The organism is Flavobacterium sp. 140616W15 (assembly GCF_003668995.1).
Taxonomy (GTDB): Bacteria; Bacteroidota; Bacteroidia; order Flavobacteriales; family Flavobacteriaceae; genus Flavobacterium.
The window spans coordinates 1314234-1329837 of sequence record NZ_CP033068.1; the positions used below are offsets into that span (position 1 = coordinate 1314234).

The 15604-nt window shown below is 32.5% G+C and carries 10 protein-coding genes; 5 read left to right on the forward strand and 5 right to left on the reverse strand.

Features of this window, described 5'->3' with window-relative positions:
- Positions 1-127: 127 nt before the first annotated feature.
- From EAG11_RS05755 to EAG11_RS05765, 3 genes are read left to right on the forward strand one after another with little or no spacing between them, the layout of a single operon-like run.
- Positions 128-1279, forward strand: a complete 1152-nt coding sequence (locus tag EAG11_RS05755) for a DUF262 domain-containing protein (RefSeq protein WP_129538315.1) — start codon at positions 128-130, stop codon at positions 1277-1279.
- Positions 1276-2421 carry a DUF3696 domain-containing protein gene (locus EAG11_RS05760; RefSeq protein WP_129538316.1) on the forward strand — a complete coding sequence of 382 codons (1146 nt, stop codon included), beginning with the start codon at positions 1276-1278 and terminating at the stop codon, positions 2419-2421. The genes EAG11_RS05755 and EAG11_RS05760 overlap by 4 nt, the downstream gene beginning before the upstream one ends.
- On the forward strand, positions 2421-3200 hold the full coding sequence (locus EAG11_RS05765) for a hypothetical protein (protein WP_129538317.1): 780 nt from the start codon (positions 2421-2423) through the stop codon (positions 3198-3200). Before EAG11_RS05760 ends, EAG11_RS05765 begins: the two co-directional genes overlap by 1 nt.
- A gap of 106 nt (positions 3201-3306) precedes the next feature.
- Here the strand turns inward: EAG11_RS05765 and EAG11_RS05770 are convergent, their stop codons facing one another.
- The gene (locus tag EAG11_RS05770; protein WP_129538318.1) at positions 3307-5073 is read right to left on the reverse strand and encodes a reverse transcriptase domain-containing protein; all 1767 of its coding nucleotides are present in this window, start codon (positions 5071-5073) and stop codon (positions 3307-3309) included.
- A gap of 230 nt (positions 5074-5303) precedes the next feature.
- Between EAG11_RS05770 and EAG11_RS05775 the strand changes: the two genes are divergently transcribed.
- Positions 5304-6266 carry a BT4734/BF3469 family protein gene (locus EAG11_RS05775; protein WP_129538319.1) on the forward strand — a complete coding sequence of 321 codons (963 nt, stop codon included), beginning with the start codon at positions 5304-5306 and terminating at the stop codon, positions 6264-6266.
- A 391-nt stretch (positions 6267-6657) separates the two neighbouring features.
- On the opposite strand, the gene EAG11_RS05780 is transcribed toward EAG11_RS05775, so the two are convergent.
- Together EAG11_RS05780 and EAG11_RS05785 are read right to left on the reverse strand one after the other, a co-directional pair.
- Positions 6658-8013, reverse strand: a complete 1356-nt coding sequence (locus EAG11_RS05780; RefSeq protein ID WP_242499273.1) for a hypothetical protein — start codon at positions 8011-8013, stop codon at positions 6658-6660.
- 95 nt (positions 8014-8108) lie between these two features.
- The gene (locus EAG11_RS05785; protein WP_129538320.1) at positions 8109-8807 is read right to left on the reverse strand and encodes a DUF1826 domain-containing protein; all 699 of its coding nucleotides are present in this window, start codon (positions 8805-8807) and stop codon (positions 8109-8111) included.
- 234 nt (positions 8808-9041) lie between these two features.
- Between EAG11_RS05785 and EAG11_RS05790 the strand changes: the two genes are divergently transcribed.
- A complete protein-coding gene (locus tag EAG11_RS05790) occupies positions 9042-10034 on the forward strand; it encodes a fumarylacetoacetate hydrolase family protein (protein WP_129538321.1) in 993 nt (330 codons plus the stop codon).
- A gap of 407 nt (positions 10035-10441) precedes the next feature.
- On the opposite strand, the gene EAG11_RS05795 is transcribed toward EAG11_RS05790, so the two are convergent.
- Entirely contained in the window at positions 10442-11866 is a 1425-nt protein-coding gene (locus EAG11_RS05795) for a SusD/RagB family nutrient-binding outer membrane lipoprotein (RefSeq protein ID WP_129538322.1), read from the reverse strand.
- Between the two features lie 12 nt (positions 11867-11878).
- Positions 11879-15061: a SusC/RagA family TonB-linked outer membrane protein gene (locus EAG11_RS05800; protein ID WP_129538323.1), complete on the reverse strand. Its 3183-nt coding sequence runs from the start codon at positions 15059-15061 to the stop codon at positions 11879-11881.
- Positions 15062-15604: the final 543 nt, after the last annotated feature.

Here is a 15604-nt window from a genome sequence, read left to right on the forward strand (position 1 = left end):
AGAACTGAAAATATTTCTTAAGTATTTTTAAAATATGAAAGTTGAACCTAGATTTGAATTTTGTAAAATATAATCTTATAATTTTTTTTGTACCTTGCGGGTTAAATGATATCTTATAAATTATCGCATGGAAGAGGACTTTGAGCAATTAAATCCTGTAGAATCAGAAGAAGGAAACGAAAACATAACTAACGAAATTCCTTTTAACCCTAATGACATAAATATTAATATTGTGCCACGAAATGTTGGACAGTTAGTTGAAATGTTAGAATACAATGAAATTTTAATTCCTAGATATCAAAGACTGCCGAATTTATGGGATTTAAAGAAAAAAAGTCGATTCATTGAATCTCTGATGCTTAGTCTACCTATTCCTTTGTTCTATTTCGACGAAGGTATGGATAAAAAATGGAGGGTAATTGACGGATTACAAAGAATTAGTACTTTAGAACACTTTATATTATCAGGCCAAAAGCAAGATACAATTAGTGAAAATCATGAGCCTTTTAAGCTGCAGGATCTGGAATTTAGAACGGAATATAATGGTAAATACTGGACAGATCTTCCTAAAGATGTTCAAAGAAGAATCTCAACTAATCAAATAACAATAAATTTAATAGGTAAGGGTACACCTGACCAAGTTAAATTTAATATTTTTAGCCGAATTAATCAAGGAGGAATTGAACTTGCGCCTCAAGAAATAAGAACGGCATTATTTCAGGGGTACCGAATAGATTTTTTAGAGGAACTATTGTCGACAGATAGCCCTGAAGGAATACTTTTTCTTACAGCTACAGATAATTCAATACCGAGTAAAAGACAGCAAGATTTAGATTTTATTACAAGATTTATTACTTTTTATTTACTTGATTACAATATCTATGAGCCAGATATGGATTCGTTTTTAACAAAAGGGACAAAAAAAATACCAATAGAGAGTGAAAAACAAACTGAAATTAAAACGGCCTTTCGTGAATCTATGAAGCTTTCGTTCGATATATTTGGAAGAGATGCCTTTCGCAAGCGAAGAGATATAAGCGACAAAAGAAAACCTATTAATAAACCTCTTTTTGAAATTATAAGCGTTTTTTTTGCTAAGTGCTCCAACGATACAAGAGAAGCTATTTTAGGTGATAAATTAAATTTTATTGAGCAATTTAGACAAATTCAACTTAATGAAAAATTTTGGTCTGCTATTACTACTGGTACGGCAAGTAAAGATCGTGTTAAATTAAGGCACGATGATTTTAAAAAACTTATTGATAGATATACAGTATGATTAAACAAATTGAACTAACAAATTTCAAATCACACAAGAATACAATATTAGATATAAGAAATCTTACTGTATTTTGTGGTTCTAATGGAGTAGGTAAATCATCAGCGATGCAAGCTATTTTGCTAATTCGCGAATCATATTTATCCGATTCAAAATTTGAGTACCTTGATTTAAAATCCAATCCAATAACAATTGGGTCTGCCAAAGATGTTATATATCAATTTGCAAACGAAAACCAAATTAAAATAGGTATAGAAACAGATCTAAATAAATTAGAATATACCTTTGTTTCTAAAGTATCTGAATTAAGTAAGACAATGATGTCTAAAGCAGCAGACACTGAGCATATTTATGATAGAGAGAAACTTTCATCTGAGAATTTATTTAATAAACATTGTCAATTTATAAGTGCTGCCAGATTAGGTCCACAAGCAATTTACCAAAAAGATGACGTAGTTGTGGATATTTATAATCAAATATCCGTTATAGAGGGTCGATCAGAACATTTTGTTCACTACCTAATGGTAAACAAAGACAGAACCGTATTGCCTGAATTACGAAATCTATCTACAGATGCAGAGGATTTATTTTATCAAACTTCTGCTTGGGAAAAAGAAATAAGTTCTAATGTAAATATCGTTGTCGAAGATTTGGGAAACTTAGGCTATGAATTAAAATATCAATTTGCAACAGAATCGCAAGATGGAAAAACAGACATCTTTAGATCTATAAATGTAGGATTTGGGCTTTCCTACGTAATGCCAATATTAGTAGCAATACTATCTGCACCAGCAGGATCATTATTGTTAATTGAAAATCCTGAGGCGCATATTCACCCTAATGGTCAAGCTAAATTAGCTGAACTTATAGCATTAGCAAGCCAAGCAGGAATTCAAATTATTTTAGAAACACATAGCGACCATATTATAAATGGTCTATTAGTTAATTGCAAAAAATTTGAAGATAAAGGATTAGGTATTGATAAGGATAACATTTCTATATACCACTTTACAAGAAATGAAGAAGAGCACAGCAGTGTTCCTAATAAAATCGAAATAAAAGAAGGTGGTATTATGACAAAAACACCAAAAGGTTTTTTTGATCAGTTCACCATTGACAGAAAAACGCTATTAGACTTTTAATGTATACACAATTTAATTTCTTTATAAATTTAAGTTGGGAAAAACACATAGAAATCCCAAATTATCTGCCAAATCTATTTGGAGTGGTAAATTTTGCACGACAACATTTATGTAGTTTATATTATAGCAAAGCGCAATTAGATGATTTTATAAGAAACTGTGAGGATCTAGATGACAATTTTATTACTTCAGATGCTAATAAATTGGATTTAATTTTAGAAGGGGCAGAACCTGTTCATAAAACGTCTGACGCTTATGCCTTTTCTATTAATTTCAACAACCAACATTCATTTTTGGAACCTGTACATGACATTTATTTTCGAGATATAGTAAATAAAGAAAAAACTGCACTAATCTCCCTTAATGACATTGAAAAAAGGGGCCATTACATTCGAATACGTAGTAATTCAGATTTTGAAAAGCTTTGTTTTCATTTTATTCCTGATACAAATTCAATTATAAAATGGTTTAAGGACGATGGAGAGGTCAGAAACTTTAATCTATCTCCAAAACATGGGGAAAACGGTAAAGGTCAATGGCAAGGCGAGTCTCCATTACTTTGTAACAAAGAAATGGCGCAGGATTATCTAAATAATTCAATTGCGGATTTTAAGGAGAAAAACAGATTGTTCTATTTTGACGATGTGCATAATAAATATTTAGAATTTTTTTATGAAGGTCATAACCCGCAAAAGCAGTGGCATGGTTTTCATGTAGAACAGAAAAACTGGAAAGAAAGAGTTCCTTCATCGATTCGAAAGTATTATAATCGATTATAAATTATGCTTGACAAAAACTTCACATCATTAAATCACAAAAAATTAATTAATTCGTCAAGCTTAAAAATTTTCGTCAAGCTTAAAAATTTAAGAAATAATTTTGAAGTCACTTATGTTTTAAATAGTTATAATAACTGTAAGCTCCTCCAAACTTAATATGCTTCAGATCATCAGGAAAAGTTGCAACTTCTGTTTCTTTAACGATTTTATTCAATTCTCTATTAATTCTTTGAATTTGAATGTTTCTTCTTTTATCTAAAAATCGTAATTGTTTACTACTAATTCTATTCTTATCAAGTTTTTTAAAACCGTTTGTCCAACAAAAGCCTTGCTCTAATGGTCTTTTGTGGTTATGAATAGTTACACGACCTACTGACATCGAAATTAAACGTTGCTGTATTCGAAATACAATTTGTCCTTTCGATAATCTTGCATGCTCATCCTGTACTTCTAAATTGCGATGATGTTTGCCAAGGGATTTAATTACCTTTTGGGTTTCAAAAATTTGCTTCTTAGTTTCCTTTTTTAAAGTTGACTTCCTTACTCTTACACGATTTTGATAATCTACTTGATAACCGACAAAAGAAAGCCATGGTACATTTTGTTCATTACTATTTTTATCTCCCCAAAGAAATGGTTCTTTTGATTTAGACTTCCAAAATTCTTTACAAATTAAACGATCTTTATAATTTATAAATTTTTCAGGTTCATGAAATAGAAGAAAATTTTTGTCAATATTATCCATATAGATTTTTAAAGCTTCTGAACATACTTTTTCTTCAGTGTGCATTAAAATCATATCATCACAATATCTAATATAAAAAATGGAATTACTATAATTTTTAACAGCAACATCTACATCGTGTAAAATTAGGTTTGCTATAAAACAAGATATTGCATTACCTTGGGGTACTCCTATCTTGTGCTTTTTTGTATATTCGGAGCCAAACTTTAAATTTAGATCTTTTTCAACCCATTTAAACTTTCCAAAAGGCAATCGGTTTGTTTCAAACCATTCTGCCGTGAGACTCAAAATATTTTCTTGAAAATTAAATGAATCCAGAAATAAGTTAAAAATTTTTTTAGCACGTGAGTCCAAAGAAACTCCAAAATATTTCTCAATTTCAGAAGCATGTCGATCGAAAACTTTAACTATATGTTGATGCTGAACTGCATCGAAAAATTTTTGAATATCACATTCAGCTACCCAAAGTTTTGAATAGCGTTTTTTATAATTAATAATTTCACTTATGCAATCATGGTGATCTGGAATTGTATTATCAACTCTTTTGGGTCTAAATGCATAAGAACAATCTAATGTATTAAATAAATTTTCGAAGTAATTTACAAGGTATTTTGATGTTAATGAACAGATAATTTTTTCTTTAAAATCATATAATGCAATGGGTCTATAAATTATTATCCCGTCTTTTACTTCTTTTTTAATGCCTTTTATATTAGGAGATCTTAATCTAAAGTTTGATTGCTGAATATTCTGAATGTCATTTTGTATATCATGGACAAAATCTAATAAATTACTATACCAAACTGGAATACATCCTCCTCTATCAATTTCTCTTTTTGCTACTAAATACGACTTAAAAAGTCTTTTCCTATTAATACTTAGAGTGTCATTATAGATTTTACGTTCCTTTTCATTTAGCTTTTTCCAATCTCTTCTTGATGGGAATATATTTTGTAGAAACTTAAAATTTTTTTCTTCATTAGTAATTATAACTTTATTTGTAGATTTATGCAAACTAACATTACGAATCATATGTTTTGAATGTCGCTTATTTGCTTCGTTTACCCTATACTTGCATAATAATTCAATAATACTTTTATCAGTAAAGTAAAGATCAAGGTCTGTCATAATATCTAATTAAAAATAGCGTAGCCGGAAAAAACATAATAGATGAATAAAGATCATGTACCAATAAGCGTAATACACAATCGAGCCAAAAAAAATATGCAGGACCTTATGACTCGCGGATTTTTCGGTTAATTTTACTTTTCCTAGGCAAAGCCTACCTGTCTAAATTAATGTTATACATAACACTCTTAGCTACGCATTGAACAAATATAACTAATTTTGTATTTCATATGAAAAAACTTTCTACAATAAAGATATCAAAATTTCAAAACATGAAGGCCAAAAATGGCACAACTATTTTGTTGTTTGATGAATTGAGAAATATCAAAAATGGGACTTACAAAAAATTAATTATAAAATGTAGACAGGCTTTAGAGAATGGTGATGATAAATTATATGGCGACCTCAAGACTAAATTACCTGCAGTAACTTTCTGCGGTGAGTTTGATAATATAAGAAAGGCGTCTGAAGTATCTGTATATAATAATTTGATGGTGTTAGATATTGATCATATTTCGAGTGATGAACTATCGAATATTAAAGAATTTCTCATTGCTGATAAATACATTTTATCTTTTTGGGATTCACCATCTGGAAAAGGTATAAAATGCTTGGTAAGAATTAATAATCATTATGAAAAGCATAAAGCAGTTTTTAACTCTTTAACTAAATATTTCTTTGAAAAATATCAAATAGAACTTGATCCCAGTGGTAAAGATGTTTCAAGACTTTGTTTTTCCTCTTGGGATGAAAATTTATTTTATAATCCACACTCTGAAATATATTTAGATTTTATTGAGAAGATTAAAATAAAAAATTCAGGTAAATCAAATAGTCCTACAAGAGATATTTCCCTTCTAAAAAGTGCTTTTGCAACAGAAGGATTAAATCAAGCAGAAAACAAGAATATAATGAGACAAATTATAAAATATCTTAGTAAAAGAAATTTGTCTATAACCGAAACACACGATAATTGGCTCAAAGTTTCTTTTGCCATCGCATCAAGCTTTAGTTACGACGTAGGTGAGAAATATTTTTTATCGCTTTGTCGTTTAGATCAAACGAAACATAATGAAGAAAAATCTATTAATCTCCTAAAATCTAGTTACAATAGCCGGAAAACAAATGTAGAAAATTCAATATCTTTTGCTACAATAGTTTTTTTTGCAAAAACCAAAGGTTTTAAAAACTAAAATAATTTGATTTTTTTAAATCGACAGATATATTAAAATTAAATGCTGATTAGAAAAATTTAAAATACTAAAGCTTTTAATTTACTTATTGAGTTGTCTGTATAAATTCTCTAAATGTTCTAGAGTTGGCACTTTCTATTTGATAAGTTTATAAACCCCCAAGCTGGCGCGAGCGTCTCGCTCGTGAACACAAAGAATGGCAACTAAATAAAATAAGAATTTAGCAAGAGTTTGCTGGAAAGATATTTATAGAGATTATATTGGTTTGCGTTCACGAGCAATATGCTCGCGTTAGCAAGAAAAATTAGATAGCATTATTAAGGGGGTTCGTGATGAACTATTTTACAATCATCAAACCAAAGCAAAGGCTCTGTTTTACACTTTTTCTATTTTATTCTTTTAAGTTGACTTCTTTTTTATCGCCATCTTTATCTATGGTTACACGTTTCTCAACATTGGCCTTATCAATATAGGATTGTCTGGCAGAACCGTAATTTGTAGAGGAACCTGTATAGCCCCAATAGTTATAATAATTGGTATAGCCAGATACATACGAATAGTTGTAAGAGTTAGAAAAATCAAAGCTGGCCATAACAACATAAGTGCCCGGCATTAGATCTGAGAACTCAAAATGCCCTTGATCATCATAGACTTTGGCTTTTTTGACAGAATAACCAAAATCGGCATTCAAAGGAACTTCTGGCATTTTTTTCTGTTTGCGAATTTTCTTGTTGACTTCTACCCATTCTTCATAATATGCAGAATTTGGAAAAAGTGTAATCTCCGTGCCTTTTGGGGCATATTGTTTTTTGGCTGTATTAACCAAACCACCCAATTTTTTACCTGAATCTGATCTTGCATAGGCTGTACCAATAATAACACTGTTGCCTTTAGAAATCTGTTGAGCAGTTTCTTCTTTGTTGAATTTGTTTTTAATAGGCTGATAGTCTAATTCCTCATTCACGGTGATTTCCCACATTCCTTTGCCCATTGACATTTCCCTCTGCCACAGACGATGGTCTTTTTTGTCTATAACATAATTATAAATGGCACCAGTACTTTCTTCTGAAACCGTAACAAGCCATGTTTCGTGCTTACCTGTTCTGGGAGAGTTGTAGATAAAGCTTTTTACCTCCTTGATGGTATAGTATTCTACAAGAACATTCGACTCATCGTTATAATAGAATTGTGGAAAGCGTGCTTTATAACCAACATCTAATGGTAATGTTCCTATAAGATGATCGGTCCAGTTCCAGTCTATATAAGCATCTTTTGGATGCAATTTCAGTTTTTTATCCTTTTTGGTTTTCTTAGAATAGTAATTACCTGTAACGGTCTCACCAAAGTCGAGATTTAATTTTGAATTCTTTTCGTCGCTGGTATAACTGATCGGTTTTAGTGTTTGCTGATTTGCTACAGTGGTGCGAGTGCTGGTTCTGGAATTGTCTTTTGGAGTATAGGAATTGGTTAAACTCAACTGATTATTTGCCACAACAATATCATACGTCAATGATCCTTGCTTTACCCAGCTTGTATCTTTAACATAATATACTGTATAAAGGGACTTTTCGGGTTTAATGTATTTGGTATTGATATCCTTGCTGCCTGGTGCAACTGTCTTTTGACAGAATGCAGCAAATGGAAGAAGAAGCATCACAAAAAGAAGTTGTTTTACCAGACTTGCTGTTTTATTTTTTAAAAAAGTTAATTTCATTACTAAAGAACCGTTTATACTCTTACTCTTCATGATGATTATTTTTGATAAAGAACAAATTTACTAATGTCAAATATAAAAAACAATACCTGATTTCATGGGTATAAATGTATTTTCCAGCAACTTACTCAACAAATCAGCAACAACCGATATTCTCCTTCATTTTCGATTGGAGCTCTATGAATACAAGGTAGTACTTGTTGTTTAGGATGATCTACAGCCAGTCGCCAAAGATGCCCCAATCCTAAATTAATAGGTTCTGCATCTGCATTTAGCTGATAATGCAAATCAAAATAATTTTCCTGTAGAAAGTTTTCGAATTCTTCTTCTGGTCCATCATGCAGTTCTTTTAGCTTGGCTCGAATTTCTGGAATTAGAATTTTTTGTTCTGCCTGCGAATTAGAAATAATATCACTTGCCGCTCCGTGATAGGTGCATAAAAAAGTATCTGTTGCAATAGGCGAACGATCTACATGAAACGAATACACATCTGTAGATATGAAATCAAATTCATCATCACGTTCATAACACTTCAGTAAATTAAGAGAAGGCGAAGCGCCAAAATCAGCTAATAATTGTAAATCATTTAAGATTGTTTCTCTTGCTATATTTCCCTTTTCTGAGAGTTGGAGTGCAAGTAAATCTTCGGGAAAAACTTCGGTTATATTTTCTTGTAAAGATAATAGGGCTACAATCTCCTTAAAATCACCATCCAGATTTCTGTGCCAGCATAAAGCATTCATTTCTCCTTTGAAATCGGTATGCACAAGCTCAGAAAAGGTAGCTGCCATTCCTATTTGGCTGTTGTCAGAAAATGTATTGCTCATAGTATAATAGGCAAGAAGCTAGCTGCTTCATGCATCACAAAATTATATAATAGTAGTCAGTTAAGGCCTATTTATCTTTATAAACTTTTGGAATTAGCATCTTTTTGTCACAAAAAGTTAAGAAAGCAACCTTGTTTTTTTGAGGCAAAAAGGCAACTTTTTCAGTTTCTTTGATGGATTATATTCTGCTTTGGATATCAAAAAGAATTTTATAGTTTTACAAAAAAAAGAGAAATGAAATTAGGAACAATCGACAATGGAACAAGAGATGGGCAATTAGTTGTGGTTAATAAAAACCTGACAAAAGCCGTTAAAGTTCCATCAATTGCTGCAACTATGCAACAAGCAATGGATAATTGGGAAAAATGTGAAAGTCTTTTGAGAGTGGCTGCAGGACAATTAGAAGAAGGAAAAATAGACGGAATATTTGATTTTACTGATGCAAAAATAATGGCTCCAATCCCTAGAGCATATCATTGGGCAGACGGAAGCGCTTATGTAACTCATGTGGAGTTGGTTAGAAAAGCAAGAAATGCAGAGTTACCAGAATCATTTTGGACAGATCCGTTGATGTATATGGGGGCTTCGGATGCCTTTATAGGGGCTAATGATGATATTAAAGTAGAGAATGAAGATTGGGGTATTGACTTGGAAGCTGAAGTTGTAGTTATTACTGACGATGTGCCACCGGGAGTTAGTGCAGAACAAGCCAAAAAACACATTAAGTTAATTGGTCTTGTTAATGATGTGTCTTTAAGAAATTTAATCCCAGATGAATTAAAAAAACAATTTGGTTTTTATCAGTCTAAACCGTGGACGAGTTTTTCACCTGTTGTTGTTACTCCTGATGAATTAGGGGATAATTGGGATGGAGGAAAGGTACATTTACCTTTGCATTCTTTTATAAATGGAATAAAAATTGGGTCACCAAATGCAGGGATAGATATGACTTTTGATTTTGGACAATTAATTAAGCACGCAGCTAAAACTCGTTCTCTGATGGCTGGAACCATAATTGGCTCTGGGACAGTTGCAAATAAAGGAGCTGCTGCTGGATCAAGTTGTATTGCCGAAATCAGATGTTTGGAAATGATCGAAAAAGGAGAGGTAACAACACCTTTTTTGAAATTTGGTGATATGGTAGCGATAGAAATGAATGATAATGAAGGTAAATCTATATTTGGAAAAATAAATCAAAAAATCATAAAGTATAATCCTGTTCAATAGTTTTAACTTAAATATTTTTTTGTTCTAAATTGAAGAAGATATTTTTAGAATTTTAAAAGCCCATTTCAGTTTAGAAATGGGCTTTCTTTTATGTTTTTTATACATCAGTTGTCTCATTTTTGTTTTTGAAATCATGTGAGAAAACGAGCAAATTGATTGATAAAATTGGATCAATGCTCAATGAGATAGGGTAGAGGTGCTGGGCGTAATTTCAAATCCTATCTGGTGTGATATATATGACAATCATGTTTTCTAAGACTTTAAAAAATTAAAAAAGAAGCTGTCTGAAAATTACTTTTCGAACAGCTTCTTTATTGTGTAAATAGTGATGATTTGATAAAACTTGAATATTCTAAAAGAAAAATATTTTCAGCAGTACTGATTTCTTTTCTTTGAACTATTAAAGTTTATTTTGCATCAAACCATAATTTTGTAGTAAGCAAGTCTTTTCCCTGAGCAGCTACTGCGGCTTGGTAACTATTTCCGTTTAATGATTGCTCTGTGCCTGGGTAGAAGAAACGCGAAGGAATCTGTCCATTTAAAACCGTTGATGGACCTGCTTTTAATACTGGATAATCAAGTCTTCTCCACTCAGCAAAGGCATCAAGACCTTGTCCGAAGAATGCAATCCATTTTTGTGTCCCAATCGATTTGGCATAATTTGTTGCATCATATTTCACAGTTGACTGGTTAAGATAGTTAGCAATAGTAGTTGCATCAGTAATACCAAATTGATTGAACGATGCTGTAATGGCACTTTTATAGAGTTGTTCTGCATCTCCAGAAATATAACCACGAGCTGCTGCTTCAGAAAGATTGAACAATGTTTCAGAATACGAAGCAATTACAGCTGGCGATGTCGAAGTCAGGAAGTAAGTACCCGGTTTTGATGTTTTAGCAAAACCTTGACTATTGGCATCACTGTTTGATAATCCATTAGCAGCTCCAACATATTTATTTACAGTTGCATCAGATGGCAATTGAGCGTAAACAGGCAAACGTGGGTCGGCTAACTCATTTAACTTATCAACCAATATTTTCGAAATACGAAAATCATCACGAGTTTCGAACCAAGCCGAAGCTGGATTTTGTTGTGGCGAACTGGTATAAACAAACTTAAAAGCTTCGTTATTGTTACTAATTACTCCAGCAGGATCTGTAGTTGCTTCTATTGCTGTTTGTTTGGCTAAAGCAGGTTCTTTGTCTGAAATTCTCAATGCAATACGCAAACGAAGCGAATTCACTAGTTTTTTCCATTTCGAAATATCCCCTTTATAGGACAAATCGCCTGTTACAGTTCCGTTTGCAGGATTTAGTAAAGACTGAGCTTGTTTTAAGTCTTCTAGCAAGCCCGTATATACTTCTTTTTGAGTATTATAGGCTGGCGTCACTTTTTGACCTGCTTCTCTATAAGGAATGCTTCCAAAAGCGTCTGTAAGTAATAAAAATGTCCATGAACGCAGTGTTAATGCAATTCCTTTATAATTTGAATTTGCCTGTTGATCAGGAAAATTCAGGATTGTGTTTAAATCTGTAATCAGGGTTGCATATCCTGTATTCCACAAAGGAGCAAAAGAGGTGTTAGATACATCGTATCTGTCTGGTTCTGTATATTGAACTTTAGCCCAATGCTGCACAAATAATAAAGAGGAGTTAAAATTACTATCTGATCCCCAATACAAATCAGCTCCCTGTTTTAATGATCCTGTTAACAGATAAGGGGCTAATGGTTTTGCAGTTGCATTTGGGTTTTTATTTATTTCATCCAGACTGTCGTTGCAAGAGATCAGTGACAAGGCAAATAGAGTTATATATGATATTCTTTTTAGCATGATTTCGTGTTTTTAAAATTTAAGATTAACATTAAGGCTAAAACTTCTGGTAGTTGGCAAAGCCAAACTCTCTAAACCTTGTCCGTTTCCGGTATTGAAAGCTGATTCTGGGTCGATATTGGGTACATCTCTGTAAATAAAGAATAAATTACGGCCTGTTGCAGTGATACTTGCACCTTGAAAACCAAGTTTCTTAACAAAATCACTGTTAAAATTGTAGCTAAGTTTTACTTCTCTTAGTTTTACAAAAGTGGAGCTATAAATATAAGCTTCGCTAATATTGTATGACGCTTTGTAATATTCCTGCGCACTAAGCACTGAAGTATTTGGGCTTCCATTAGCATATACTCCATTAAAGATCATTCCATCATCATATACAGCCGACCCAGCTGGAGCCGCAGTTCCATTTGGGAGCAAAGTTTTTGTAGTTCCTGTTACATAATAATTTAAACCACCATTTGCAGCATCACGACCAGGAAGGGTTTGAGCCAATACACCTGTATAATTACCGGTTCTGTTGGTTCCTGAAAAAAGCTCTCCACCAACTCTTGCATCAACAAGAAATGAAAGTTCTATATTTTTATATGTAAATGTATTTGTAATACCTCCCATAAAGTCAGGAGTATAATGTCCTAATACTTTCTTTTGCGTATCTGCTTGTGGTAATCCGTTTGCACCTACCACTATATTTCCGTTTGCGTCACGCTGGTAAGCTGTTCCGTAAAGCGCACCGTAAGCTTGCCCTACAGATGCTAATACATCTACGCCGCCAGAGCTAGCAATGGTGTAGTTTTGAATCTGTTTTTCATAGTCAAGAATATCTACTTTACTTATATTCTTTGAATAATTCAGACCTACATTCCATTTAAAATTAGGAGTTTGAATAGGAGTTCCATCCAATTGAATTTCAATACCGTGGTTGTTTATTTTACCTGCATTGATTAATTGTGAATCATAACCACTAGCTGTAGTCGTTTTTATTTCTAAAATTTGGTCAAAACTATTGGTGTTATAATAGGCAACATCAAGATGCAATCTGTTTTTCCAGAAAGAAGATTCCAAACCTACTTCGGTAGAACGAGTTGTTTCAGGTTTCAAGTTTTCATTAAGCTTCTTTTTAGAAGATGTTTGAATTGGATTTCCGTCAAATGCAGCTTGAAAATTGTAAACTGTAGCCAATTGATACGGATCTGCATCGTTTCCTACTTCAGACCATCCACCACGTAATTTTAAGAAATCAAGCGTATTGCTTTTTAGATTCAAAGCATCAGATACTACCAAACTACCACTAATAGAAGGATAGAAATAAGAACGGTTATTGCGTGGTAATGTCGATGACCAATCATTACGCCCAGTAACGTTTAAAAACGCATAATTTTTATAACCCAATTGTGCCGAAGCATATACACTATATACTTTTAATTCAGAAAACAAGTTTGAAGATGTTAACGGATCTCTTGAATTTGTCAATGTGTATAAATCAGGTACAGCCAAACGTGGTGCTTTTTGGTAATTGTTTGCATCTTTATGGTTACGTACGTTGAATCCAGCAAGGGCATCTACGCTAAAATCATCGTTTACCTTTTTAGTATATTGAAAGATACCTTCAGTGTTTCTTTCGTCTACAGTATAAGCATCTTCTGCATAAGAGCCAAAAGGAGTTCCGTTTGTACCATATTTAATTTCGTATTTTCTTCGATCATTGTAATAGTCAACTCCAGTTCGGAATTTAAAAAGAAGCCCATCTATTATTTTTGCTTCTAAATGGATATCTCCTATAAAACGGTTGCGTTGTTGGCTAGTAGTATTGTAATAAGCATTCCAATATGGATTGCTATAGTAGCTGTTGTTCCAGTTAACATCTCTATTATTTCTAAGTTCCTCAGTATCTACCTGACGTCCGAACCAAAGAAACTGAAGCATAACACCTGCAGCACGATTACCTGATGGACCACCTGGCAAAGTTGGAGCAGTGGTAACAATATAGTTGGCTGTTACTCCAATTTTTACGTTTTTAGCTATTTGGTAGTTTGTGTTAACAGTAAAGTTAGTTTTGTTTATTTCGCTGTTAGGTACTGTTCCTAATTGTTTTTGATTATTGACTCCTAAACGAAAATCTGATTTTTCATCTGATTTGGCTATAGAGATACTATTGTCATAAGTAAGACCAGTATTAAAGAAGTTCTTCACATTGTTAGGATGCGCTACAAAAGGAACTGCTACTCCTTTTGAGTTAAACTGAGGAATAAGACGCCCGTCTAATTTTGGCCCCCAGCTTTCGTCAACACCATCATTAATTCCGCCTCCTTTACCATCTACATAGCTAAACTTCCCGTTTGATCCTTGTCCAAATGAATTTTGAAACTTAGGTAATGTAGCAACTTGAGAGACTGTTATGCCTGAATTAATGCTTATACCCAGTCCTTTTTGACCTTTTCCTGATTTTGTTGTTATAAGAACCACACCATGCGCAGCACGAGAACCATACAATGCGGCAGCATTAGGACCTTTTAGTACTGTTAATGTCTCAATATCCTGAGGATTTAAATCGGCAATTGCATTTCTGAAATCACGAGTAGCGCCACCAACACTTCCTAATTGGGAGTTATCTACAGGAACTCCATCGACTACAAATAATGGTTGGTTATTACCAGAAATAGAGGTTTCCCCACGAATAATTATACGTGAAGACCCCATATCTCCTTGCGAATTGGTGATACGAACTCCCGCTAATTTACCACTAAGGCTATTTAAAAAATTAGTTTCTTTTGTTTCTGACAACTCTTTGCCTTTAAGTGCTTGGGTTGTATATCCTAAAGATTTCTTTTCTTTTGTAATTCCTAATGCGGTAACTACTACTTCTGATAACGCATTTTGTTCTTCAGTAAGCGTAATAGTAACTGGGTTTCCAGTAACTACAACTTCAGCTTTTTTATATCCTAAATAGCTTACTAATAATGTGTAAGGTAGTTTTTGTCCTGTTTGGAAATAAAACTTCCCATCAAAATCTGTTACAGCTCCGTGTGTAGTTCCTTTAATGTTTATTGATGCACCAATAATTGGTTGTTTTGTAGTAGCATCGACTACTATTCCTTCGAGTTTAGATTGGATTAATGCTTTGGTTTCTTGGGCTTTAATTCCTATAGAAACCAATAAAATACATAAGCATATATGTCTATTTATTATTTTTTTCATTACTTTGTTTTAGTTTAATAAATAAGGGAGCTGTAAACAGATTTATTCCATTTACGCTTTCCTTCTAGAGATGTACAATTTCTTTAAGCTCAACCATTTCTGCTGCAACAGAAATGGTTTTTTTTATTTGTATTGCATTCGTTTCTTCATATTTCTTTTTTTTGATTACTATTATTTGAATTGGTTTTTACAAGATTTGCCTTGTATGAGTTTTATAATTTTTTTATTGAAGTTTTTTTATTCTTGTATTTAGGTGACAAATAGATTTTCTATTGATTCGTATTTTATCAAAGCGAAGTGTATTTTGGGAGTCTTAAATTTTATATTTTTTAATGTATTTAATTCTACTAATTAGGTAGGACAAATGTATATTAAAAATATTAGCTCTCAAATTTTAACTGTTTTTTTGTAAAAAAAAATGTTAATTAAATTTATTGATATAGTTCAAGTTGTTGTTAATTAGATTTGTATGTAATTATTTGATTCTTTGTTTTGTCAGATTTTTTTCTAAACAGATTATCTCTATTTGATTGTAGTTACTAC

Excerpts from the sequence above, each read along its gene's own strand:
- EAG11_RS05755 (WP_129538315.1), top strand. The coding sequence starts at position 128 with ATGGAAGAGGACTTTGAGCAATTAAATCCTGTAGAATCAGAAGAAGGA.
- EAG11_RS05795 (WP_129538322.1), bottom strand. The coding sequence starts at position 11,866 with ATGCTAAAAAGAATATCATATATAACTCTATTTGCCTTGTCACTGATC.
- EAG11_RS05780 (WP_242499273.1), bottom strand. The coding sequence starts at position 8,013 with ATGAAGAGTAAGAGTATAAACGGTTCTTTAGTAATGAAATTAACTTTT.
- EAG11_RS05790 (WP_129538321.1), top strand. The coding sequence starts at position 9,042 with ATGAAATTAGGAACAATCGACAATGGAACAAGAGATGGGCAATTAGTT.
- EAG11_RS05765 (WP_129538317.1), top strand. The coding sequence starts at position 2,421 with ATGTATACACAATTTAATTTCTTTATAAATTTAAGTTGGGAAAAACAC.
- EAG11_RS05760 (WP_129538316.1), top strand. The coding sequence starts at position 1,276 with ATGATTAAACAAATTGAACTAACAAATTTCAAATCACACAAGAATACA.
- EAG11_RS05800 (WP_129538323.1), bottom strand. The coding sequence starts at position 15,061 with ATGAAAAAAATAATAAATAGACATATATGCTTATGTATTTTATTGGTT.
- EAG11_RS05770 (WP_129538318.1), bottom strand. The coding sequence starts at position 5,073 with ATGACAGACCTTGATCTTTACTTTACTGATAAAAGTATTATTGAATTA.
- EAG11_RS05785 (WP_129538320.1), bottom strand. The coding sequence starts at position 8,807 with ATGAGCAATACATTTTCTGACAACAGCCAAATAGGAATGGCAGCTACC.
- EAG11_RS05775 (WP_129538319.1), top strand. The coding sequence starts at position 5,304 with ATGAAAAAACTTTCTACAATAAAGATATCAAAATTTCAAAACATGAAG.